The sequence below is a fragment of the uncultured Cellulomonas sp. genome (genome assembly GCF_963527515.1).
GTDB lineage: Bacteria > Actinomycetota > Actinomycetes > Actinomycetales > Cellulomonadaceae > Cellulomonas.
The window spans coordinates 1-21,531 of record NZ_CAURTV010000008.1; the positions used below are offsets into that span (position 1 = coordinate 1).

A 21,531-nucleotide genomic window follows, 5' to 3' on the forward strand; every position below is an offset into this window, starting at 1 on the left:
GGCGTGCAGGGCGTCGCCGCCGTTGTTGCCCGGACCCGCCAGCACCACCACCCGCGCACCGGCCACCGCCCCCCGCTGCTCCCGCAGCACCGCGGCGACCCGCACGTGCAGCGCGAACGCGGCGCGGTCCATCAGCGGGACGCCGGCCGCCAGCAACGGCTCCTCGGCGGCGCGCACCTGCGCGGAGGTCCAGGTCTGCAGCACGCACCCCATCCTGGCGGGTCGGGAGCCAAGCCGTCGGATCGCATCGATTCGAGCGCGCAGGTAACGTGCCCCGCATGCGCTTCGGACTCTTCATCCCCCAGGGCTGGCGGCAGGACCTCACCGGCATCGACCCCCGCGACCACTGGCAGACCATGAGCGGGCTGGCCACGCATGCGGACCAGGGCGAGACCTTCGAGTCGATCTGGGTCTACGACCACTTCCACTCCGTGCCCGAGCCCAACGGCGAGGCCACCCACGAGGCCTGGAGCCTCATCAACGCGTTCGCCGCCACCACCAGCCGCGTCCGGCTCGGCCAGATGTGCACGTGCATGGCCTACCGCAACCCCGCGTACCTGGCCAAGGTGGCCACCACGGCGGACATCATCTCGGGCGGCCGCGTGGAGATGGGCATCGGCGCCGGCTGGTACGAGCACGAGTGGCTCGCGTACGGGTACGGCTTCCCGTCCGCCGGCACCCGGATCGCGATGCTCGACGAGGGCGTCCAGATCTTCAAGCAGATGTGGACCAACGGCACCGCGACGCTGGCCGGCGAGCACTACCAGGTCGACGGCGCCCAGCTGGCCCCGCTCCCCCTGCAGGTCGACGGTCCGCCGCTGTGGATCGCGGGCGGCGGGGAGAAGAAGACCCTGCGCATCGCGGCCGAGCACGCGGCCTACACCAACTTCGCGGGCGCCCCGGACGCGTTCGCGCACAAGTCGGAGATCCTGCGGGGCCACTGCGAGGCGATCGGCCGGCCGTTCGAGGAGATCACGCGGTCCGCCAACTACAACGTGGTCATCGGCGCCACCGAGGCGGAGGTCGACGACCGCATCGCCTGGGTCGAGGAGCACCTGAGCAACACGGTGCCCGCCAAGGCCGCCGAGGTCGCCGAGGACTTCCGCAACGGCCCCCTGGTGGGCACTCCGGAGCAGATCGTCGAGAAGCTGCGAGAGCTCGAGAAGCTCGGCATGACCTACGCGATCACGTACTTCGCCGAGGCGGCCTACGACCGCTCGGGCATCGAGCTGTTCGAGAACGAGGTCGTGCCGGCGCTGCGCTGAGGCGTCAGTCGCGCTCGGCGACGACCACGGCCGACGCGATGCCGGCGTCGTGGGAGATGGACAGGTGGAACCGGTCCACGCCGAGCGCGGCTGCCGCGGCGGCCACCGTGCCGACCACCTCGACCACCGGCTGTGCCCCCGAGATGCGCCGCACGGTCGCGTCCTGCCAGCTCATCCCGCCGGGCGCACCGAGCGCCTTGGCGATCGCCTCCTTCGCCGCGAACCGCGCGGCCAGGGAGGTCTCCGGCATCTGCCGCTCCTCGGGCGTGAAGAGCCGGTCGCGCAGGGCGGGCACCCGGTGCAGGGTGTCGACGAAGCGCGCGACGTCGACGACGTCGATCCCGACGCCGATGATCACGCGGCGCTCATGCCGACATCACTCGACCGTGACGGACTTCGCCAGGTTGCGCGGCTGGTCGACGTCGAGCCCCTTGGCCGTGGCCAGCTCGCACGCGAAGATCTGCAGCGGCACCACGGAGAGCAGCGGAGCGAGCAGGGTGGGCGACTGCGGCACGTAGAACACCTCGTCCGCGTACGGCAGCACGTCCGTGTCCCCGTCCTCGGCGATCACCAGCGTGCGGGCACCACGGGCCCGGATCTCCTGGATGTTGGAGACCACCTTCGAGTGCAGCGAGTCCCGCCCGCGCGGCGAGGGCACGATGACGAACACCGGCTGCCCCTCCTCGATCAGCGCGATCGGGCCGTGCTTGAGCTCCCCGGCGGCGAACCCCTCGGCGTGGATGTACGCGAGCTCCTTGAGCTTGAGCGCGCCCTCCATGGCCACGGGGAACCCGACGTGCCGGCCCAGGAACAGGACCGAGGAGGTGTCCACCATCGAGCGGGCCGTCTGGCGGACGCGGTCCGCCCGGTCGAGCACCTGCTGGATCTTGTCCGGCATGGCTCGCAGCTCGGTGAGGATCTCCCCGACCTCGTCGGCGTACTTGTTCCCCCGCAGCTGCGCCAGGTACAGGCCCAGCAGGTACGCGGCGGTGATCTGGGCGAGGAACGCCTTGGTGGACGCCACCGCGATCTCCGGGCCGGCGTGGGTGTACAGGACGGCGTCGGCCTCGCGCGGGATGGTCGAGCCGTGCGTGTTCACCAGGGCCAGCACCTTGGCGCCCTGCTCGCGCGCGTGCCGCACGGCCATCAGCGTGTCCATGGTCTCGCCGGACTGCGAGACGGCCACCACGAGCGTCCGCTCGTTGACCACCGGGTCGCGGTACCGGAACTCGTGCGCCAGCTCCACCTCGACGGGGATCCGGCACCAGTGCTCGATCGCGTACTTGGCCACGTGCCCGGCGTAGGCGGCGGTGCCGCAGGCGACGACGACGATCTTGTCGACCGCGCGGAGCACCGCCTCGTCGATCCGCACCTCGTCGAGCACCAGGCGGCCGCGGGCGTCGGTCCGGCCCAGGAGCGTGTCCGCGACGGCGTGCGGCTGGTCGTGGATCTCCTTGTCCATGAAGGAGGCGAAGCCGCCCTTCTCGGCGGCGGCGGCATCCCAGTCCACGGTGTACCGGCGCGCCTGCGCGGGCAGCCCGTCGAACCCCGTGACCGAGACGGAGTCGGGGGTGATGGTCACCACCTGGTCCTGGCCCAGCTCGAGGGCCTCGCGGGTGTGCGAGATGAACGCTGCCACGTCGGAGCCCAGGAAGTTCTCGCCCTCGCCGATCCCGACGACCAGCGGGGAGTCGTGCCGGGCGCCGACCACGACGTCGGGCGCGTCCTCGTGCACCGCCAGCAGCGTGAACGTGCCGTGCAGCGAGCGGGCGACCTCGGTCATCGCCGCGGTGAGGTCCCCGGTCGCCTCGTAGGCGCGCGCGATGAGCTGCGCGGCGACCTCGGTGTCGGTCTCCGAGAGGAACACGACGCCGTCGGCCACCAGCCCGGCCTTGAGGGAGGCGAAGTTCTCCACGATGCCGTTGTGGATGACCGCCAGCTTGCCGGCCACGTGGGGGTGCGCGTTCACGTCGGTCGGGCCGCCGTGCGTCGCCCACCGGGTGTGCCCGATCGCGGCGGTCGACACCGGGAGCGGGCGCAGGTCCAGCTCCTCGACGAGGTTGGCCAGCTTGCCGGCCTTCTTCGCCGTCGCCAGCGTCCCCTCCGGACTGACCAGCGCGACCCCCGCCGAGTCGTACCCCCGGTACTCGAGCCTTCGGAGGCCCTCGAGCACGACGTCCAACGGGTGATCGCTGGCTACCTGGCTACCGACGTAACCGACGATTCCACACATGGCCGCGAGTCTACCGGGGCCCACGGGGGTCCCCGGGTGCGCCCGTCCGCGCGGGCTCGTGCACAATCGTCCCGTGCCACCGTCGCTGACCCCGGCCACGCCCTACGTCGACCTGGATCGCGACGCCTGGACGCGGCTCTCCGCATCCACGCCGCTCCCGCTGACGGACGCGGACGTGGAACGCCTCGCCGGCCTCGGCGACCCCATCGACCTGGCGGAGGTCGACGCCATCTACCGGCCGATCTCCCGGCTGCTGGACCTGCACATCGAGGCGACCCGCGGCCTGCATGCGGCGTCCAGCACGTTCCTGCGCGAGGACGTCGGGGGCACCCCGTTCGTCATCGGCGTCGCCGGCTCGGTGGCGGTCGGCAAGTCCACCACGGCCCGCCTGCTGCGCGAGCTGCTCGCCCGGTGGCCCGCGACCCCGCGCGTGCAGCTGATCACCACGGACGGCTTCCTCTACCCCAACGCCGAGCTGGAGCGCCGCGGGCTGATGGACCGCAAGGGCTTCCCCGAGTCCTACGACCGCCGGGCGCTGCTGCGCTTCGTGTCCAAGGTCAAGGCCGGCCGCCCCGAGGTCCGCGCGCCCGTGTACGACCACCTGACCTACGACATCATCCCGGGGCGCGAGACCGTGGTGAACCGGCCCGACGTGCTGATCGTCGAGGGCCTCAACGTCCTGCAGCCCGCGCGGCCGACCGCCGAGGGCACCTCGAACCTGGCCGTGAGCGACTTCTTCGACTTCTCGATCTACGTCGACGCCCGCACGAGCGACGTCCGCCGGTGGTACGTGGACCGGTTCCTGGCGCTGCGCGAGACGGCGTTCGCCCGGCCCGAGTCGTACTTCCACCGGTACGCCGCGCTGAGCGACGACGAGGCCGTCGAGCTGGCCGAGGGGATCTGGTACTCGATCAACGAGCCCAACCTGGAGCAGAACATCCTGCCCACCCGCAGCCGCGCCACCCTGGTGCTCACCAAGGGCAGCGACCACTCGGTCGAGCGGGTCCGCCTGCGCAAGCTGTAGGGCTCAGGGCTGCGTCGCGGTCGGCGGCGCCGGCTCCAGGAGCCGCACCGGGTACTGCTCGCTGCCGACCTCCTCGAGGGCGTCGAGCGCGTCGGTCACCGTCTCCTGGGGCGACCCGCAGCGGTCCGTCGGCCACACCGGCCGGACGGCGCGGCCCAGGGCGTCGACCAGCCACAGGGCGGGCGGGACGACCGCAGCGCTGGCGCAGGTGCCACCCCGCGGTTCCGACGGTCGCCGCAGCGCGGCCACGAGCTCGTCGAGATCGCCCTCGCGCCGGCTCGCCGTCAGGGCCGTCCACGTCCCGGACGAGTCGTGCAGCGTCCCGCCGGGTGCGCAGACGACGACCTCCACCGCCAGGAAGTCGTCGGGGACGCGTCCCGGCCCGGGGGCGTCCGCATGCGGGGTCCCCACCTCGGCGGTCTGGCCGGCCGAGACGAGCCCGAGATCGGCCAGGACGCCGGGTGCCATGCAGTCCGCCGTCGGCGCGACGACAGCGGTCGGGGCGTCGGCGGCGGGCTCGGGAGCGTTCGACCCGCAGGCGGTGAGCCCCAGGACCAGGGCGGCGGGCAGCACGAGGCCTGCGGCCCACCGCGCGCGCACGCCCATCTCGCCCCCCTGCTGTGTCGACCCGCGCCTCAGCACACCCCCGGGGGCGTGGATGGGCGCGGGAGCGCCGACTCCGACGTCGACACAGTCAGAGAGTAAGCACAGTCATGGGGGAAATGACCGGGTGAGACCGGATCGTTAGGCAGCGGGGTCGGATCGTGAGCGTCCTGTGACCGGAGGGGCCACCGGCATCCGGGCGAGGGGGCTCTGGTCGACCCCGTCGACCCCGCCGGCCCCGTCGGCGGTGCGCACGGCCGGCGGGAGCACCCCGCGCCGGATCAGCTTGCGGAGCACCCAGTCGACGACCAGACCGATCGCCAGCCCGCCGATCACGCCGACGACGACCGCGAGGACGGTGTTGTCGTGCAGCCAGGCCCCGGCGCCGATCCCGATGAGCGTCGAGTAGCAGCCCCACGTCAGGGCAGCGATGGCGGTGAGCCCCATGAACCGGCGTCGGCTGTACCCGACCGCACCCGCCGTCATGTTGACGGCCACGCGGCCGACCGGGATGTACCGCGCCGCGATGATGAACGCCGCCCCCCGGTTCTCCAGGGCGCTCTCCGCCCAGTCGACCGCCGCCTGGCCGCGCCGTGACCTCAGGAGCCGGAGCTGCCGAACCTTGACCCGGGTGCCGATCAGGTAGGCGATCTGGTCCCCGGACCACGCCCCGGCGGCCGCGACGAGCATGAGCAGCCAGAGGTTGGGAGTCCCCTCGGCCATCGAGACCGCCGCGAGGGCGATGACGACGGACTCGCTGGGGATCGGGGGGAAGAAGCCGTCGATCGTGGCGAACAGGTAGAGCACGACGAAGATCCACGGGGAACCTACGAGGGCCAGGGCCCACCCCTCCAGCACGTGACATCAGCTCCTGCGTCGTGCACCGAAGGTCGCTCCGCCGGTGTCGTGCCTCCACGGTAAGTCGCCCCGGGGTGCGGATGACATAGGGGTGACCCCCGGTTCATCCCTGGTGCAGCCCCCATTCATCCCGGGGTCGGACCGGGGGTCCACCCACGGGGCCTTGTCCAGTCTGGTGCTCGGTCGACCGTTCAGTCGAGCACAAACCCGAGCGCGCGGGCGGCGGAGGCGGGCGTCGGCTCGGTGGCCCAGCGCGCGCCGAGCTCGTCGGTGGCGGCCAGCGAGCGCAGCTCGGCGCGATCGAGGTAGAGCGTCCCGGCCAGGTGGTCGGTCTCGTGCTGCACGATCCGCGCGGACCAGCCCTCGACCACCTCGTCGACCGGCGTGCCGTGCTCGTCCGCGCCCGTGAGGTGCACGCGACGCGCGCGAGCCACCACCGCCTGGTAGCCGATGACGCTCAGGCAGCCCTCGTAGAACTGCGCGCGCTCGTCGTCGACCACTGCGTACGCGGGGTTGACCAGCACGCGGTACGGCAACGGCTCCCGCTCCCGGGCCTCCGCGTGCTCCGGCGAGACCGAGCCGGGGTCCTCGAGCACCGCGAGGGCCAGCGGCAGGCCCAGCTGGGGCGCGGCCAGCCCGACGCCGGGCGCGGCCCGCATGGTCCGGTGCATCACGTCCAGGAGCACGGTGAGCTCGTCGTCCGAGAGCTGTCCGTCGTAGCGCGTCGCCACCGCCCGCAGCGCCGGGTGCCCGGCCTGGACGATCGGGGCCAGACCCTCGGGCGAGCGCGTGCCGGCGTCGATGATCCAGAGCGCCACGTCGCGCAGCGCCTGGTCCCACTGCGCACCGGAGGGCACTACAGCGCCAGCCGGTGCAGGACGACGTCAGCGAGCTCGTGGGCCACGCGGTCGGCCTCGACCTGGGTGCCGGCCTCGACCATGACCCGGACCAGGTCCTCGGTGCCCGACGACCGCAGGAGCACGCGCCCGGTGTCCCCCAGCGTCGCCTCGGCGGACCGGACCGCGTCGAGCAGGTGCTCGTCGGAGCCGGCCCGACGCTTGTCGACGCCCGGGACGTTGACGAGCGTCTGCGGGAGGCGGCTGACCACGCCGGCGAGGTCCGCGATGGTCGACCCGGTGGCCGCGACGCGGGCGGCCAGCTGGAGGGCCGTGAGGACGCCGTCGCCGGTGGTGGCGTGCGCGGCCATGATGATGTGCCCCGACTGCTCGCCGCCGAGGGAGTACCCGCCGGCGCGCATCGCCTCGAGCACGTACCGGTCGCCGACGGCCGTGTCGATCGTGGCGATGCCCGCCTCGCGCATCGCGATCTTCAGGCCGAGGTTGCTCATCACCGTCGTGACCAGGGTGTCCGCGACCAGGTCGCCGTGGTCGCGCATGGCGATCGCGAGGATCCCCATGATCTGGTCGCCGTCCACCAGGGTGCCGGTGGCGTCGACGGCGAGGCACCGGTCGGCGTCGCCGTCGAACGCGACACCCAGGTCCGCGCCCGAGGCGACGACGGCGGCCTGCAGCTGCTCGGGGTGCGTGGAGCCGCACTTCTCGTTGATGTTGCGGCCGTCGGGCGAGGCGTTGATGACCACGACGTCGGCGCCGGCCGCCCGCAGCGTCGCCGGCCCGACCTCGCTCGCGGCGCCGTTGGCGCAGTCGACGGCGATCCGCAGGGTGTTCAGGGGCACGTCGATGGTGCCGACGAGGTGCTCGATGTACTGCTCGCCCGCCCGACCGGTGTCCACCCGGATGCGACCGACGGCCCCGCCGAGCGGACGCTCCCAGTCCTCGCCCATGCGCGCCTCGATGGCGGCCTCGAGCTCGTCGTCGAGCTTGTGCCCGCCGCGCGCCAGGAACTTGATGCCGTTGTCCGGCATGGGGTTGTGCGACGCGGAGAGCACCACGCCGATGTCGACCCCGAGCGCAGCGGTCAGGTAGGCGACCGCCGGCGTCGGCAGCACGCCGACGTTGTTGACGTCCACGCCCGCCGACGCGAGCCCGGCGGACACGGCGGCGGCCAGGAACTCGCCCGACGCGCGCGAGTCACGACCGACGATCGCGCGGGGCCGGTGCCCCTCGAACTGCCCGAGCGAGCCCAGCACGTGCGCAGCCGCGACGGACAGGTCGAGCGCGAGCTCGGCGGTGACGTCCCGGTTGGCGAGCCCACGCACGCCGTCGGTGCCGAACAGTCGGCCCATGGTCAGACTCCTTCGTCATGACGACGGGGCGCGCCGTGCGCACGCCCGCCCTCGCAGATGGTTGCAGACGTGCCGATGGCCCCGCAGGTCGGGAGACCGGCGGGGCCATCGGGTCGAGGCGACAGGATCAGCGCTTCGAGTACTGCGGTGCCTTGCGGGCCTTCTTGAGACCGGCCTTCTTGCGCTCCACGACGCGGGCGTCGCGGGTCAGGAAGCCGGCCTTCTTCAGGGCCGGGCGGTTGTGCTCCTCGTCGATCGCGTTCAGCGCACGGGCGATGCCCAGGCGCAGCGCGCCGGCCTGGCCGCTCACGCCGCCACCGGTGATGCGCGCGACGACGTCGAAACGACCCTCGACGTCGACGAGCTTGAACGGGGAGTTCACGAGCTGCTGGTGCACCTTGTTCGGGAAGTAGTCCTCGAGCGTGCGCCCGTTGACCTTCCACTGACCGGTGCCGGGGACCAGGCGCACACGCGCGATGGCCTCCTTGCGACGGCCGAGCGCGTTCGCCGGTGCCGTGATGCTCTGACCACGGCCGGTGGGGGCTGCCGTCTCGGAGGTGTAGCTGGTGGGGGTGTCATCGCCCTCGAGGTCGATGTCGACCGTGGTCTCTGCCACTGGTGTCCTCGCGTCCTTGTTCTCTGCGCTCAGCCGGCTCACGCCTGCTGAGAGACCTGGGTGATCTCGAAGGGCTTCGGCTGCTGCGCCGCGTGCGGGTGCTCGGCACCGGCGTAGACCTTGAGCTTGGTGAGCTGCTGACGCGCGAGCGAGCTCTTGGGGAGCATGCCGCGGACAGCCTTCTCGATCGCGCGCTCGGGGTGCTTCTCCAGGAGGTCGGAGTAGGCCACGGCCCGCAGACCACCCGGGTATCCGGAGTGGCGGTACGCGAGCTTGTTCTCGCGCTTGTTGCCGGTCAGTGCCACCTTGGCCGCGTTGATGACGATGACGAAGTCACCGCCGTCGACGTGGGGGGCAAAGGTTGCCTTGTGCTTGCCGCGCAGCAACGTGGCCACATGTGTGGCCAGGCGACCCAGGACGACATCGTTCGCGTCGATGATGTGCCAGGTCCGCTCGACGTCGCCGGGCTTCGGTGTGTACGTGCGCACGGTCGTCAGCCTTCGTTTCGTTGCGAATCTTGTCGTGGCGGGCCTCCGCAGGATGCGGGTCCGCCGATGCATGCTTCGTCGGCTTCCGGGCGGCGAGCGGGAACGCACCAGCCCTGCCGTTCTGGCTCGGTGCTGAGAAGGCACCGGCGCTGGAACGGGGACGCACAACGACTCACCAGATTACCTGCCGCTGGCCGAGAGGGTCAAAACGCGGAGCCTGCCGCACCCGGTCAACCCGCCGTGGACGGGGGGCCGTGGCGTCGGACCGGCCGCAGCGCGGCCGCAGCCGCTCGCACGACGCGCTCGGTCAGGTCGTCCAGGGTGGGCGTCCGCAGCGCCCAGTGCTGCCAGTACAGCGGGACGTCGAGGTGGTTGCCGGACCGCACCTCGATCAGCGCGCCCGCGGCGATCCGCTCGGTCGCGGCCGCCTCGGGCACCATCCCCCAGCCGAGGCCGGACTCGATCAGCCCGACGAACGCCGACTGCGAGGGCACGTAGTGCACGAGCGGCGTCACGGTGCGCCGGCCCACCACGGACGCCACGAAGCGTTCCTGCAGGCCATCCTCCCTGTTGAACGCCAGCAGCGGCGCCGCGGCGAAGGCCTCCGCCCCCAGCCCGTCGCCGAACCAGCGGTCCCGCCGCTCCGGTGCCGCGACGGCGAGGTACCGCATCGCGCCCAGTCGGCGGACCCGGCAGCCCTGCACCGCACGCGGGTCGGCGGTGACGGCGGCCATCACCGTGCCGTCCCGCAGCAGGTCAGCGGACAGGTCCTGGTCCTCGCGCCGCAGGTCCAGCAGGACGTCGGGGGGTAGCTCGGCGACAGCGGCGGGGAACCACGTGGACATCGAGTCGTCGTTCACGGCCACCGGCAGCCGACGCGTCGCCGGCCGGGCGCGCGAGCCTCCGGGCGCGGGCACCAGCAGCCCCATGGCGTCCCGGCCCAGCAGCTCCACCTGCCCGGCCAGCCGCACCAGCACCTCGCCGTCCTCGGTGGGCCGGCAGGGCCGCGTGCGCAGCACCAGCACGCGTCCCACCTGCTGCTCCAGCGCCTTGATGCGCTGGCTGACGGCAGACGGCGTCACGTGCAGACGGCGCGCGGCCGCGTCGAAGCTGCCCTCGTGGACGACCGCCGCGAGGGCGCTCAGCTGGTCGGTGTCGAACGCCACATGAATGATCCTAATGGATCGACAGCAAGATGAACTGGTCTTCACAACGACGCGGACCTACGGTCGACCCGTGCCCTCCACCGCCCTCGCCGGCTTCCTCACGGCCCTGTCGCTCATCATCGCGATCGGCGCACAGAACGCCTTCGTGCTCCGCCAGGGCATCCGCCGGGAGCACGTGCTGCCGGTCGTGGCCGTCTGCGCGGGTGCCGACGCGCTCCTCATCGCCGCCGGGATCGCCGGGCTCGGGGCGCTCGTCACCGAGCATCCCGTCGTGCTCGCCGTGACCCGGTACGCCGGCGCCGCCTTCCTGCTCGTCCTGGCGGCCGCCGCCGCGCTGCGGGCCCGGCGCCCCGAACGTCTCGACCCCGCGGCGGACGGCCCGGCCGCGCTGGGCGCCGTCCTGTCGACCTGCCTGGCGCTCACGTTCCTCAACCCGCACGTCTACCTCGACACCGTGGTGCTCCTGGGCTCGCTCGCCCACCAGCACGACCCCGCCGCCTGGGTGTTCGGCGCCGGAGCGGTGACGGCGAGCGTGGTGTGGTTCACCGCGCTCGGCTTCGGGGCGACGTACCTGCGGCCCGTGTTCGCACGCCCGCGCGCGTGGCAGGTGCTCGACATCGTGATCGCCGTGATGATGGCGACCCTGGCCGTCCTGCTGCTGGTCTGAGCCTCAGCGCACCCGGTCCACCCGGCCGGCGTCCCACACCGGCTCGGGCGTCTCGACCACGTCCCCGTCGGCGCCGAACACGAGGAACCGGTCGAACGTCCGCGTGAACCAGCGGTCGTGCGTGACCGCGAGCACCGTGCCCTCGAACGCGGCCAGCCCGGTCTCCAGGGCCTCCGCGGAGTGCAGGTCCAGGTTGTCGGTCGGCTCGTCGAGCAGCAGCAGGGTCGCTCCCCCGAGCTCGAGCAGCAGGATCTGCAGACGCGCCTGCTGACCGCCGGAGAGCGTCTCGTACCGCTGCTCGGCCGCGGAGACCAGCTCGTACCGGTCGAGCGCCTTGCTGGCCTGCTCCCGGCCCAGTCCCGCCCGGTGACCCTCGCCGCGGTGCAGGATCTCCAGCAGCGTCCGACCGACGAGCTCGGGGTGCCCGTGGTTCTGCGCGAACCACCCCGGTCGCACCCGCGGACCGAGCACGACCCTGCCGGTGTGCCGCACCGGCTCGACCGGCAGGTCGTCCGCCGGTTCGTGCTCCGGCGACGGGTCGCTGCCGCCGGCGGCCAGCAGGCGCAGGAAGTGGGACTTGCCCGACCCGTTGGAGCCGAGCACGGCGACGCGCTCGCCGAACCAGACCTCGAGGTCGAACGGGTGCATGAGCCCCGTGAGCTCCAGGCCGGTCGCGACGACGGCGCGCTTGGCGGTGCGGCCGCCGCGCAGGCGGACCTTGACGTTCTGCTCCCGTGCGAGCAGCGTCGGCGGACCGGCGTCCTCGAACTTGCGCAGCCGGGTCTGCGCGGCGGAGTACCGCGAGGCGAGACCGTCGTTGAAGGCGGCCTTCGTGCGCAGGGTGAGCACCAGGTCCTTGAGCTTCGCGTGCTCCTCCTCCCACCGGCGCAGCAGCTCCTCGAGCCGCGAGCGTCGGTCCTCACGGGCCTCGTGGTACGTGGCGAAGCCGCCGCCGTGCACCCAGACGGCTGCCCCGTTGATCCCGGGCTCGAGGGTCGCCACCTGCGTGGCCACCCGTGCGAGCATCTCCCGGTCGTGGCTGACGAAGAGCACCGTCTTGCCGGACGCCCGCAGCCGGTCCTCCAACCAGCGCTTGGTCGGCACGTCGAGGGCGTTGTCGGGCTCGTCGAGCAGCAGCACCTCGTCGGGACCGCGCAGGAGCGCCTCGAGCACCAGCCGCTTCTGCTCGCCGCCGGACAGGGTGCGCACCTCGCGGTGCTGCGCGGCGTCGAAGGGGATCGACAGGACGGCGTCGGTGACCCGGTCCCACCCCGCCTCGGCCTCGTAGCCGCCGACGTCCGCCCAGTCGACCAGCGCCTGCGCGTAGCGCATCTGCGACGGCTCGTCGTCGGTCTCCATGATGGCCAGCTCGGCGGCGGCCAGCTCCACCGCGGCGTCCCGGACGGCCGGCGAGGCGAGCGACGCGAGCAGGTCCCGGATCGACCGGTCGTCGTCGATGCGGCCGATGTCCTGGCGCATGATCCCGAGCCCGCCGCTGCGCCCGACCGACCCCGCGTGCGCCGCCTCGTCGCCGGCCACGATCCGCAGCAGCGTCGTCTTGCCGGCACCGTTCGGGCCGACCAGCGCGACCCGCGCACCGTCGGCGACCCGGAACGTCACGTCGTCGAGGAGGGGGCGGCCGTCGGGCAGGAAGTACCCGATGCCGCCGATGTCGAGGTGGCCCATGCGTCCAGTGTCCCCGGCGCCGACGGTCCCCGGACACCGCATTGATTCCCGTGTCGCCCACGCGTCCCCTGGCGTCCGGGCGCGCTCGGTGCGAAGGTCGGACGCATGAGCGAGACTCCCGGCACCAGCACCGACCCCGAGCTCGGCAGCGAGGGCGACACCGACCAGCTCCCCAGCGAGGACACCCTGCTGGACCGCGGCGTCGACGACCTGCTCGACGAGGGCTACACCGTCCCCGACCGCCCGCGACCCAACCACTACGGCGAGACGCCGTGGGAGGAGGCGCACCGCGAGACGATCGACCAGCGGATCGGCCAGGAGGAGCCCGAGGTCTGGGAGGCCCGGCCCCGGCCCGAGCGTGAAGAGTTCCGGGCCGGACGCCTCATCGAGGACGACGACGCGGTCGAGGCGGGGGGCACGGACGGGTTCGCCATCGACGCCGGCATCTCCGGGGGCGCCGCGAGCGCGGAGGAGGCCGCGGTCCACCTCATCGAGGAGGAGTACGTCGACGACCGGCGGTACCGGGACGACGAGGACTGAGGTACTCAGCCGCAGCAGCCCGCGGACGCCTGCAGGTCGTCGGCGGCGCGTCGGGCGCGCGTCTGCACCGCACGGGCCGCCAGCTGGTCCTCGGTCGGGTAGCTGACCTCCTCGAGCGTGAGCCCGTGCCCAGCCACCACGTGCACGCCCTCGCCGCGCCGGCGGGCGGCCAGCAGCTCGGCGGGCCAGCCCGGTCCGCGGCGTCCCTCGCCCACGGCGAGGCTGGCACCGACCAGCGAGCGCACCATGGAGTGGCAGAACGCGTCGGCCTGCACCGTCGCGATCACGAGCCCGGCGTCGGGACCGTCGACGGGTCGCGACCAGGTGAACGCCTCGAGCGTGCGGATGGTCGTCGCCCCGGGGCGCGGCTTGCAGTAGGACGCGAAGTCGTGCCGGCCGACCAGCGGCTTGGTGGCCGCCGCCATCGCGTCCACGTCGAGCCCCCGGCGGTGCCAGAGCACGTGGGTGCGCGACAGGGGGTCGCGCCGGGCGGCGTCGTCGCAGACCCGGTAGGCGTAGCGGCGGCTCAGGGCGGAGAACCGGGCGTCGAAGCCGTCCGGCGCCCGGGTCAGCGAGTGCACCACGAGGTCCGGCGGCAGGAGCCCCCCGAGGCGGGTGAGCAGGACCTCGTCGACGGGACGCGCGGAGCGGCCCGCGGACGCCTCGATGAGCCCCGCCGGGATGTCCACGTGGCCGACCTGGCCGCGCGCGTGCACGCCCGAGTCGGTGCGACCGGCCACCGTGACCCGCGGCGGCCCGTCGGTGCGCAGGACCGTGCCGAGGGCGCTCTCCAGCACCCCCTGGACCGTGCGCAGCCTCGGCTGGATCGCCCAGCCGGCGAAGCCCGTGCCGTCGTACGCCAGGTCCAGCCGCAGCCGCACAGCCGGCTCGTGCAGGGCTCCCGTGCTCTCGCTCACGGGTCCACACCGTAATCCACGCGGTCACCCCCGCCGACTCGCCGCTAGCGTGGCCCCGTGCCCAGCACCGGCTCCGACCCCTTCACCCTCGCCGTGGACTGCGGCGGCGGCGGCATCAAGGCGTCCGTCCTGGACGCGGCGGGCACGCTCCACGCCCCCGCCGTGCGGGTGCCGACGCCGTACCCGCTCCCCCCGGAGCGCCTCGTCGCCACGATCGCGCAGATCGCCGCGGACCTGCCCGCCGCGGACCGTGTCACTGTGGGGATGCCGGGGATGATCCGGCACGGTGTCGTCGTCGCGACCCCGCACTACGTCACCCGCGCCGGGCCGCGCACCGCGATCGACCCCGAGCTGGTCACCGCCTGGGCCGGCTTCGACATCCGCGCGGCCGTCGAGGAGCGGCTCGGCCTGCCCGCCCTGGTCCTCAACGACGCCGAGGTGCACGGCGCCGGTGTCATCTCCGGGACGGGGATCGAGCTCGTGCTCACGCTCGGCACCGGTCTGGGCTCGGCCCTGTTCGACGGCGGGGTGCTGGCCCCGCACCTGGAGCTCTCGCACGCACCCGTGCGCTGGGGCACCACCTACGACGCGTACATCGGGCAGGTGGAGCGTGCCCGGCTCGGCGACGGGCTGTGGTCACGGCGCGTGCGACGGGTCGTCGAGGGGTTCCGCCCCGTGTTCGTCTGGGACCGCCTCTACCTCGGCGGAGGCAACTCGCGACAGGTCACGCCGGCCACCCTGGCGAAGCTCGGCGACGACGTCGTCGTGGTGCCCAACCAGGCCGGGATCGTGGGCGGCGTCCGGGCGTGGTCGCTGGGCGTCTGACGGGTCACCCGACCAGGGCGCGCGCCTCGACCTCGTCCAGCGCCTCGAGCAGCACGCGGCTGAAGCGTGCCGGCTGCACCAGGCTCACCAAATGCGTCGCGCGCGGCACCACGACCAGCCGCCCGTCCCGGCAGGCCGCGAGGAACCGGCGCTCCTCGCCCCGGAAGTGGTCGAACGCGCCGTTGACCAACCAGACCGGCGCCTCGATCCGGGCCAGGTCCGCGAGCGGCGTCGCGACCGTCATCTCCTGCAGCACCTCCCGGGTGGCGTCCAGCGCGAACCCGCCCGCCGCCACGTCCGCGGCGCCCTCGAGGGGCAGGACCCGGTCCACGAGGAACTGGTTCAGCCGCGCGCCGCGGTCCGGCAGCCGCGCGATGCCCTGCGCACCGACGGCCCAGCCCGCGAGCAGCACGCGGTGCGGCCTCGTCGAGCAGGACGCCGCGAGCACGCCGGCCACCTGCTCGGGGTGCCGAGCCGCATGCCGGATCGCCACGTACCCGCCGAGCGAGAGCCCGACGACGAACGCCGACCCGCCGACCCCGTCGACCGCTCCCGCGACCGTGTCCACCGCCGAGTCCAGGGTGAACGGCTCCCCGGTCCGGGTGCCGTGGCCGGGCAGGTCCACGGCCACCGCCCGTCGGCCGACCCGCTCCAGCGCCTCCAGCTGCGCGCGCCACATCGTGCGCGACGTCCGCAGCCCGTGCACCAGGACGACCGGCAGGCTCATGCGACCGACTCTAGGCGGACACCCTCGGCACGCAAGAAGGCCCGGGACCACCGGGTCCCGGGCCTGCTCGGTGAGCTGTCAGATCACGCCTTGTCGGCGTCGTCCTTGGTCTCGGCGGCAGCGTCCTCGACGGGCGCGTCCTCCACGGGAGCGTCCTCGACCGGCGCGTCCTCGACCGGCTTGTCCTCGACGTTGTCGGCCTTCTTCGCCTTCGGCGCAGCCTTCGAGGCGGCCTTGGTGGCCTCCTTGACGACGGCCTGCTTCGGGGAGAGCGGCTCGAGCACGAGCTCGATGACGGCCATCGGGGCGTTGTCGCCCTTGCGGGGGCCGATCTTGGTGATGCGCGTGTAGCCACCCTGACGCTCGGCCACGGCCGGGGCGATCTCGGTGAACAGCACGTGGACGACGGACTTGTCCTTGACGACGGTCATCACGCGGCGGCGGGCGTGCAGGTCACCACGCTTGGCGAACGTGATGAGGCGCTCGGCGAGCGGACGCAGGCGCTTGGCCTTCGTCTCGGTCGTCGTGATGCGCTTGTGCTCGAACAGCGACGTCGCGAGGTTCGCGAGGATCAGCCGCTCGTGCGCCGGTCCGCCACCGAGCCGGGGACCCTTGGTGGGCGTAGGCATGGTCATTACTCCTTGAGTTCCAAGTGATGGGCTGCAGGCAGGACCGGCGTGGAGCCGGCCTGCCTAGCTCCCCGGCGTCAGTACTGCTCGTCCTCGACGAAGTCGCCCTCGTCGTCGCCGTAGTAGGCGGTGGCGGACGGGTCGAAGTCGAGCGGGCTGTCCTTGAGCGTCAGACCGAGCTCGGCCAGCTTCTCCTTGACCTCCGTGATGGACTTCGCACCGAAGTTGCGGATGTCCAGCAGGTCGGCCTCGGACCGCGCCACGAGCTCACCCACGGAGTGGATGCCCTCACGCTTGAGGCAGTTGTACGAGCGGATCGTCAGCTGCAGGTCCTCGATCGGCAGAGCGAGGTCCGCGGCGAGCGCAGCGTCGGTCGGCGACGGGCCGATCTCGATGCCCTCGGCCTCGATGTTGAGCTCACGGGCCAGCCCGAACAGCTCGACGAGCGTCTTGCCGGCCGAGGCGAGCGCGTCGCGCGGGCCGATCGCCGACTTGGTCTCGACGTCGACGACCAGCTTGTCGAAGTCCGTGCGCTGCTCGACACGCGTCGCCTCGACCTTGTAGGTCACCTTGAGGACGGGCGAGTAGATCGAGTCGACCGGGATGCGGCCGATCTCGGCGTCGAACGACTTGTTCTGGTTCGCCGACACGTAGCCACGGCCGCGCTCGACCGTCAGCTCGATCTCCAGCTTGCCCTTGTCGTTCAGCGTGGCCAGGTGCAGGTCGGGGTTGTGCACCTCGACGCCCGCCGGCGGCACGATGTCCGCGGCGGTGACCTCACCGGCACCCTGCTTGCGCAGGTACATCACGACAGGCTCGTCGTTCTCCGAGGAGACGACCAGCTGCTTGATGTTGAGGATGATCTCGGTGACGTCCTCCTTGACGCCCGGCACGGTGGAGAACTCGTGCAGCACGCCGTCGATCCGGATGGACGTCACGGCGGCACCGGGGATGGAGGACAGCAGCGTCCGGCGGAGCGAGTTTCCGAGCGTGTAGCCGAAGCCCGGCTCCAGCGGCTCGATGGAGAACCGCGACCGGTTCTCCGAGATGACCTCTTCGGTCAGGGTGGGGCGCTGTGCAATCAGCACGGTGTTGTTTCCTCTCAGCGGGCGTCCGCCATATGACGCTGCGCAGTACTACGGGCCGGTCTGGTCTCGGTCTACCTGGCCGGCGTAAGGCTGTCCGGACCGGTGCGCGTCGTCCGCGCACCGGTCCGTACGAGTCGGACGATCAGACGCGGCGGCGCTTCGGCGGACGGCAGCCGTTGTGCGCCTGGGGCGTCACGTCCTGGATCGAGCCGACCTCGAGGCCGGTCGCCTGCAGCGAGCGGATCGCGGTCTCACGGCCGGAGCCGGGGCCCTTCACGAAGACGTCGACCTTCTTCATGCCGTGCTCCTGGGCGCGACGAGCGGCCGCCTCGGCGGCGAGCTGCGCCGCGAAGGGGGTCGACTTGCGCGAGCCCTTGAAGCCCACCTGGCCCGACGAGGCCGACGCGATGACGGCGCCGGTCGGGTCGGTGATGGAGATGATCGTGTTGTTGAACGTGCTCTTGATGTGCGCCTGGCCGTGGGAGACGTTCTTCTTCTCCTTGCGGCGCGGCTTGCGCACGGCGGAACGGGTCTTGGGAGGCATTCTCTTCTTCTCTCGAGGTCTGATCGGCGTGCCCTGGCGCAAGGCGCCCGGGGCGGAGGGCTACTTGCGCCCGGCCTTCTTCTTGCCGGCGACGGTGCGCTTCGGTCCCTTGCGGGTACGCGCGTTGGTCTTGGTGCGCTGTCCGCGCACCGGAAGGCCACGGCGGTGGCGCAGGCCCTCGTAGCAGCCGATCTCGACCTTGCGGCGGATGTCCGCAGCGACCTCACGGCGAAGGTCACCCTCGAGCTTGTAGCTGCCCTCGAGGTAGTCACGCAGCGCGACGAGCTCGGCGTCGCCGAGGTCCTTCACGCGCAGGTCCGGGCTGATGCCGGTCGCGGCCAGAGTTGCCTGGGCGCGGGTACGGCCGACCCCGTAGATGTAGGTGAGCGCGATCTCGAGCCGCTTCTCGCGGGGGAGGTCGACGCCGATAAGACGTGCCATGCCTGGTGGCTCCTGAACTGCATCGGAGGTCTGCCGCACTGCCCTCCCGCGTGCTGCGGGCCCCGGCCTCCGACCGAGGGTGCACCGGCGAGTGATCGCCGGAGTGGCTGTGCGCTTGCTGGTCCCTCAGAGGAGTCCCTCTGGTGAACCGGTGGTGCTGGTCGAGCTGCTGGTCCGACGGACCGGCGTCAGGGCATCAGCCCTGGCGCTGCTTGTGGCGCAGGTTCTCGCAGATCACCTGGACGCGACCGTGCCGGCGGATCACCTTGCACTTGTCGCAGATCTTCTTGACGCTGGGCTTGACCTTCATCGCGTGTTCCTCCGCCGCCGTTCTTTCTCGGGGTCCCCCGAGGGATGACGGCGTGTTCGAGTGGCTGTTACTTGTAGCGGTAGACGATCCGGCCACGGGACAGGTCGTACGGGCTCAGCTCGACCACGACCCGGTCCTCAGGGAGGATCCTGATGTAGTGCTGTCGCATCTTGCCCGAGATGTGGGCGAGCACCTTGTGGCCGTTGGTGAGCTCCACGCGGAACATCGCGTTCGGCAGAGCCTCCACGACGCTGCCCTCGATCTCGATGACACCGTCCTTCTTCGCCATATCCTCCGCTAACTGTCGGTCCTGAGGGAATCAGCCCACACGTGCCGATCCCGCCCGGGATCGGACGGAGTCAGCGAGGTGGGATCGTGCTGGGAACATCTCTGGGATAGCTGTGGGTACTGCACGTGTAGTGCTGCGCGCCGCGAGAACCGGGCGCACACCCAACGGACGATCTTACGCCATAGGACGCCATGGACGAAACCATCGCCCTCGACGCCCGCGTGCGGTCCGCCACACCCGGACCGGGAGCTCCGGTCATCCCCGTACCGGCCGCCTCCCGGCGCGCACGTGCAGAGGACCGCCGCCCGAGGGCGACGGTCCTCCATCGGAACTGCGTCAGCTGGCGCGGCGGCGACGCACCAGCACCATGGCGGCCCCCGCCAGGAGCAGGATCGCACCGACGAGCACTCCCGGGAGCGGCGACGAGCCCGTGGCTGCCAGGACCGCTCCCCCGTCACCCGGCGCGGCCAGCACCTCGGAGTAGAACGTGGCGGTGGGCTTCGGCGAGGCGGACGGTCCGGCGACCACCTCGACGGTGGGCGTCGCGCTGGGGGTCACGGCCGGCGTGACGGACGGCGTCGGGGTCGGCGCGTCGTCGACCTCGGCGGTCGGCGTCGGCGTCGGGGTCGTCGGCACGGTGGGCGTCGGCACGGTCGGCGTGGTCACGGTCGGCGTGGGGACCGGGACGACCGGAACCGACGCGCTCGGCACCGGGGTCGGGGTGGGGGTCACCGTCGGCGTGGGCGTGGCGCACGCCGGCACGGTCACCATCGCGGAGAGGTCCCAGTGCTTGGCGGCGAACAGCGGGCCGCCGTTCTGGACCCAGCCGATGTAGTCCGTCGGGTAGCTCGGCGCCTTGCTGCCCGTGAACACGGTCGCGTCTCCCCACGCCTGGTCCTCCTGGACGCCCCAGCCGGGACCGCAGAGCGTGAGCTCCTCCGGCAGCGCGGCCGCAGCCTCCTCCAGCGTGAGGTCGCGCCAGGACGCTCCCGGCCAGGTGGTGACGAGGTACTGCTGGGTCGAGTTCTCCCAGGACGCCGGCTTCGCCGCGTCGCGCTTCAGGTAGACGTAGGCACCGGTCGTCTGCGGCTTCGCGGACTGCGAAGGCCCGGGCGACGGCTGCGTCGTCGGCTGCGGCTTCTGGTACCTGTCGTTCCACTGGGCGCCGGAGCCCGAGTCGCGGCCGTGCGCCTGCGCCGCACCGGCACCGAGGGTCAGGAGCATCGCGGAGACGCCGACCGCCGCGCCCAGCAGGCGCACCAGTCGGCTCAGACGGCGAGAAGAGACCGGGGAGGGAAGAACGCTGCGCTGCATGAGCCACCCATCACGTCGAGTGCAGGCGCGCGCTGACCACGTGCCTGCCGGAGCCGGGCACCCACACCCCTCACCGCGCGACGCTCACCGCGCGGGCCCCGGGGCGCCCGTGGCGGATCGTTCACCGCCGAGCAGGACGGTATCGGACAAACCGGTCATCCCGTGCACGATCGGCCGGATCGGCGGCGATTCGGACGAACCTGGACACAAGTTCACCTGGATGGACGTACCGGCCGGTAGCCGAGATGCGCTCAGGCGAGCGGCGCGACGGTGACGCCGAGCGCGCCGAGGCTCTGCGCCCCACCGTCGGGCGCGGTCAGCACCCAGATCCCGTCGTCGAGGACCGCCACCGTGTGCTCCCAGTGCGACGCGCGCGACCCGTCGCCGGTGACGACGGTCCAGTCGTCGTCGAGGACCTGCGTCGCCCGGTCACCGCGCACGACCATCGGCTCGATGGCGACGCACAGGCCCGCCCGCAGGCGCGGCCCACGGTCCCGGGTGCGAAAGTTCGGGACGTCCGGCGGCTGGTGCATGGCCGTGCCGATGCCGTGGCCGACGTACTCCTCCACCAACCCGTACCGCTGGCCGCCGTTCAGGCCGGCCGACTGCGCGGCATCGACCACGTCCTCCACGGCCTCCCCCACGGCGCCCAGCCGGTCCGCGGTGGACAGCGCGGCGATGCCCGCCCACATGGCTCGCTCCGTCGTCTCGGCCAGCGCGAGGTCCTCGGGGTCGGCACCGTCGAGCACCACGGTGATGGCCGAGTCCCCGTGCCACCCGTCGACGATCGCGCCGCAGTCGATGGAGACCACGTCGCCCGGCTCGAGCACGCGCGCCCCGGGGATGCCGTGCACGACCTCGTCGTTCACCGACACGCACAGCGTCGCCGGGTAGCCGTGGTACCCGAGGAACGACGCCGTCGCGTGGTGGTCGGCGATGACCCTGGCGGCCACGGCGTCCAGCTGTGCGGTGCTCACCCCGGCAGCGGCACGCTCACGGACCGCCGCCAGCGCCTCGGCCACCACCAGCCCGGCACGCCGCATGAGCAGCACCTGCTCGGGGGTCTTGTACTCGATCTTGTCCCGACCGAACACG

General features: G+C 72.4%; 26 protein-coding genes. 5 read left to right on the forward strand and 21 right to left on the reverse strand.

What is annotated here, in order from left to right:
• A partial coding sequence (locus tag RYN42_RS03920; protein ID WP_315093897.1) for an NAD(P)H-hydrate epimerase occupies positions 1-213 on the reverse strand: 213 nt, incomplete at its 3' end.
• A gap of 65 nt (positions 214-278) precedes the next feature.
• Between RYN42_RS03920 and RYN42_RS03925 the strand changes: the two genes are divergently transcribed.
• Complete coding sequence (locus RYN42_RS03925) at positions 279-1,265, forward strand: LLM class F420-dependent oxidoreductase (RefSeq protein ID WP_315093899.1); 987 nt, start codon at positions 279-281, stop codon at positions 1,263-1,265.
• Between the two features lie 4 nt (positions 1,266-1,269).
• Here RYN42_RS03925 and RYN42_RS03930 read toward each other — a convergent pair whose 3' ends face one another.
• Complete coding sequence (locus RYN42_RS03930) at positions 1,270-1,623, reverse strand: holo-ACP synthase (RefSeq protein WP_315093900.1); 354 nt, start codon at positions 1,621-1,623, stop codon at positions 1,270-1,272.
• A gap of 18 nt (positions 1,624-1,641) precedes the next feature.
• Complete coding sequence (gene glmS / locus RYN42_RS03935; RefSeq protein WP_315093902.1) at positions 1,642-3,498, reverse strand: glutamine--fructose-6-phosphate transaminase (isomerizing); 1,857 nt, start codon at positions 3,496-3,498, stop codon at positions 1,642-1,644.
• A gap of 73 nt (positions 3,499-3,571) precedes the next feature.
• On the opposite strand from glmS, the gene coaA reads away from it, so the two are divergent.
• The gene (gene coaA, locus RYN42_RS03940; protein ID WP_315093903.1) at positions 3,572-4,522 is read left to right on the forward strand and encodes a type I pantothenate kinase; all 951 of its coding nucleotides are present in this window, start codon (positions 3,572-3,574) and stop codon (positions 4,520-4,522) included.
• A 3-nt stretch (positions 4,523-4,525) separates the two neighbouring features.
• Here the strand turns inward: coaA and RYN42_RS03945 are convergent, their stop codons facing one another.
• From RYN42_RS03945 to RYN42_RS03975, 7 genes are all read right to left on the reverse strand, one after another.
• Entirely contained in the window at positions 4,526-5,128 is a 603-nt protein-coding gene (locus RYN42_RS03945; protein ID WP_315093905.1) for a hypothetical protein, read from the reverse strand.
• Between the two features lie 138 nt (positions 5,129-5,266).
• A complete protein-coding gene (locus tag RYN42_RS03950) occupies positions 5,267-5,983 on the reverse strand; it encodes a DedA family protein (RefSeq protein ID WP_315093907.1) in 717 nt (238 codons plus the stop codon).
• Positions 5,984-6,174: 191 nt separating this feature from the next.
• Positions 6,175-6,810, reverse strand: a complete 636-nt coding sequence (locus tag RYN42_RS03955) for a peptide deformylase (RefSeq protein ID WP_399552388.1) — start codon at positions 6,808-6,810, stop codon at positions 6,175-6,177.
• A 29-nt stretch (positions 6,811-6,839) separates the two neighbouring features.
• A complete protein-coding gene (glmM, locus tag RYN42_RS03960) occupies positions 6,840-8,189 on the reverse strand; it encodes a phosphoglucosamine mutase (protein WP_315093910.1) in 1,350 nt (449 codons plus the stop codon).
• A gap of 127 nt (positions 8,190-8,316) precedes the next feature.
• A complete protein-coding gene (gene rpsI, locus RYN42_RS03965; RefSeq protein ID WP_056088985.1) occupies positions 8,317-8,805 on the reverse strand; it encodes a 30S ribosomal protein S9 in 489 nt (162 codons plus the stop codon).
• A 38-nt stretch (positions 8,806-8,843) separates the two neighbouring features.
• Positions 8,844-9,293, reverse strand: a complete 450-nt coding sequence (rplM, locus tag RYN42_RS03970) for a 50S ribosomal protein L13 (RefSeq protein ID WP_175348026.1) — start codon at positions 9,291-9,293, stop codon at positions 8,844-8,846.
• Between the two features lie 230 nt (positions 9,294-9,523).
• Positions 9,524-10,459, reverse strand: coding sequence for a LysR family transcriptional regulator ArgP (locus RYN42_RS03975; RefSeq protein ID WP_315093916.1), 936 nt, complete (start codon positions 10,457-10,459; stop codon positions 9,524-9,526).
• 70 nt (positions 10,460-10,529) lie between these two features.
• On the opposite strand from RYN42_RS03975, the gene RYN42_RS03980 reads away from it, so the two are divergent.
• On the forward strand, positions 10,530-11,126 hold the full coding sequence (locus RYN42_RS03980; protein WP_315093917.1) for a LysE/ArgO family amino acid transporter: 597 nt from the start codon (positions 10,530-10,532) through the stop codon (positions 11,124-11,126).
• A 3-nt stretch (positions 11,127-11,129) separates the two neighbouring features.
• Here RYN42_RS03980 and RYN42_RS03985 read toward each other — a convergent pair whose 3' ends face one another.
• A complete protein-coding gene (locus RYN42_RS03985) occupies positions 11,130-12,812 on the reverse strand; it encodes an ATP-binding cassette domain-containing protein (RefSeq protein ID WP_315093919.1) in 1,683 nt (560 codons plus the stop codon).
• 105 nt (positions 12,813-12,917) lie between these two features.
• Between RYN42_RS03985 and RYN42_RS03990 the strand changes: the two genes are divergently transcribed.
• Entirely contained in the window at positions 12,918-13,352 is a 435-nt protein-coding gene (locus tag RYN42_RS03990) for a DUF5709 domain-containing protein (RefSeq protein WP_315093921.1), read from the forward strand.
• Positions 13,353-13,357: 5 nt separating this feature from the next.
• Here the strand turns inward: RYN42_RS03990 and truA are convergent, their stop codons facing one another.
• Positions 13,358-14,269: a tRNA pseudouridine(38-40) synthase TruA gene (gene truA / locus RYN42_RS03995; RefSeq protein WP_315093923.1), complete on the reverse strand. Its 912-nt coding sequence runs from the start codon at positions 14,267-14,269 to the stop codon at positions 13,358-13,360.
• Between the two features lie 57 nt (positions 14,270-14,326).
• On the opposite strand from truA, the gene RYN42_RS04000 reads away from it, so the two are divergent.
• Positions 14,327-15,094: an ROK family protein gene (locus RYN42_RS04000; RefSeq protein WP_315093925.1), complete on the forward strand. Its 768-nt coding sequence runs from the start codon at positions 14,327-14,329 to the stop codon at positions 15,092-15,094.
• A 4-nt stretch (positions 15,095-15,098) separates the two neighbouring features.
• On the opposite strand, the gene RYN42_RS04005 is transcribed toward RYN42_RS04000, so the two are convergent.
• The 9 genes from RYN42_RS04005 to map form a co-directional block, all read right to left on the reverse strand.
• Entirely contained in the window at positions 15,099-15,821 is a 723-nt protein-coding gene (locus RYN42_RS04005) for an alpha/beta hydrolase (RefSeq protein WP_315093926.1), read from the reverse strand.
• An 83-nt stretch (positions 15,822-15,904) separates the two neighbouring features.
• Positions 15,905-16,450, reverse strand: a complete 546-nt coding sequence (gene rplQ / locus RYN42_RS04010; protein ID WP_315093927.1) for a 50S ribosomal protein L17 — start codon at positions 16,448-16,450, stop codon at positions 15,905-15,907.
• Positions 16,451-16,527: 77 nt separating this feature from the next.
• Positions 16,528-17,538, reverse strand: coding sequence for a DNA-directed RNA polymerase subunit alpha (locus RYN42_RS04015; protein ID WP_315093929.1), 1,011 nt, complete (start codon positions 17,536-17,538; stop codon positions 16,528-16,530).
• A 142-nt stretch (positions 17,539-17,680) separates the two neighbouring features.
• Positions 17,681-18,082 carry a 30S ribosomal protein S11 gene (gene rpsK / locus RYN42_RS04020; protein WP_055912186.1) on the reverse strand — a complete coding sequence of 134 codons (402 nt, stop codon included), beginning with the start codon at positions 18,080-18,082 and terminating at the stop codon, positions 17,681-17,683.
• Between the two features lie 60 nt (positions 18,083-18,142).
• Positions 18,143-18,523, reverse strand: a complete 381-nt coding sequence (gene rpsM / locus RYN42_RS04025; protein ID WP_315093933.1) for a 30S ribosomal protein S13 — start codon at positions 18,521-18,523, stop codon at positions 18,143-18,145.
• Positions 18,524-18,719: 196 nt separating this feature from the next.
• On the reverse strand, positions 18,720-18,833 hold the full coding sequence (gene rpmJ / locus RYN42_RS04030) for a 50S ribosomal protein L36 (RefSeq protein ID WP_013117849.1): 114 nt from the start codon (positions 18,831-18,833) through the stop codon (positions 18,720-18,722).
• A 67-nt stretch (positions 18,834-18,900) separates the two neighbouring features.
• Positions 18,901-19,122 carry a translation initiation factor IF-1 gene (gene infA / locus RYN42_RS04035; protein WP_013770189.1) on the reverse strand — a complete coding sequence of 74 codons (222 nt, stop codon included), beginning with the start codon at positions 19,120-19,122 and terminating at the stop codon, positions 18,901-18,903.
• 336 nt (positions 19,123-19,458) lie between these two features.
• Positions 19,459-20,436: an LPXTG cell wall anchor domain-containing protein gene (locus RYN42_RS04040; protein ID WP_315093956.1), complete on the reverse strand. Its 978-nt coding sequence runs from the start codon at positions 20,434-20,436 to the stop codon at positions 19,459-19,461.
• Positions 20,437-20,687: 251 nt separating this feature from the next.
• Complete coding sequence (map, locus tag RYN42_RS04045; protein ID WP_315093957.1) at positions 20,688-21,530, reverse strand: type I methionyl aminopeptidase; 843 nt, start codon at positions 21,528-21,530, stop codon at positions 20,688-20,690.
• Position 21,531: the final 1 nt, after the last annotated feature.

Excerpts from the sequence above, each read along its gene's own strand:
- RYN42_RS03925 (WP_315093899.1), top strand. The coding sequence starts at position 279 with ATGCGCTTCGGACTCTTCATCCCCCAGGGCTGGCGGCAGGACCTCACC.
- glmS (WP_315093902.1), bottom strand. The coding sequence starts at position 3,498 with ATGTGTGGAATCGTCGGTTACGTCGGTAGCCAGGTAGCCAGCGATCAC.
- RYN42_RS03945 (WP_315093905.1), bottom strand. The coding sequence starts at position 5,128 with ATGGGCGTGCGCGCGCGGTGGGCCGCAGGCCTCGTGCTGCCCGCCGCC.
- glmM (WP_315093910.1), bottom strand. The coding sequence starts at position 8,189 with ATGGGCCGACTGTTCGGCACCGACGGCGTGCGTGGGCTCGCCAACCGG.
- RYN42_RS03985 (WP_315093919.1), bottom strand. The coding sequence starts at position 12,812 with ATGGGCCACCTCGACATCGGCGGCATCGGGTACTTCCTGCCCGACGGC.
- RYN42_RS03990 (WP_315093921.1), top strand. The coding sequence starts at position 12,918 with ATGAGCGAGACTCCCGGCACCAGCACCGACCCCGAGCTCGGCAGCGAG.
- RYN42_RS04005 (WP_315093926.1), bottom strand. The coding sequence starts at position 15,821 with ATGAGCCTGCCGGTCGTCCTGGTGCACGGGCTGCGGACGTCGCGCACG.
- rplQ (WP_315093927.1), bottom strand. The coding sequence starts at position 16,450 with ATGCCTACGCCCACCAAGGGTCCCCGGCTCGGTGGCGGACCGGCGCAC.
- rpsK (WP_055912186.1), bottom strand. The coding sequence starts at position 18,082 with ATGCCTCCCAAGACCCGTTCCGCCGTGCGCAAGCCGCGCCGCAAGGAG.
- rpsM (WP_315093933.1), bottom strand. The coding sequence starts at position 18,523 with ATGGCACGTCTTATCGGCGTCGACCTCCCCCGCGAGAAGCGGCTCGAG.
- rpmJ (WP_013117849.1), bottom strand. The coding sequence starts at position 18,833 with ATGAAGGTCAAGCCCAGCGTCAAGAAGATCTGCGACAAGTGCAAGGTG.
- infA (WP_013770189.1), bottom strand. The coding sequence starts at position 19,122 with ATGGCGAAGAAGGACGGTGTCATCGAGATCGAGGGCAGCGTCGTGGAG.
- RYN42_RS04040 (WP_315093956.1), bottom strand. The coding sequence starts at position 20,436 with ATGCAGCGCAGCGTTCTTCCCTCCCCGGTCTCTTCTCGCCGTCTGAGC.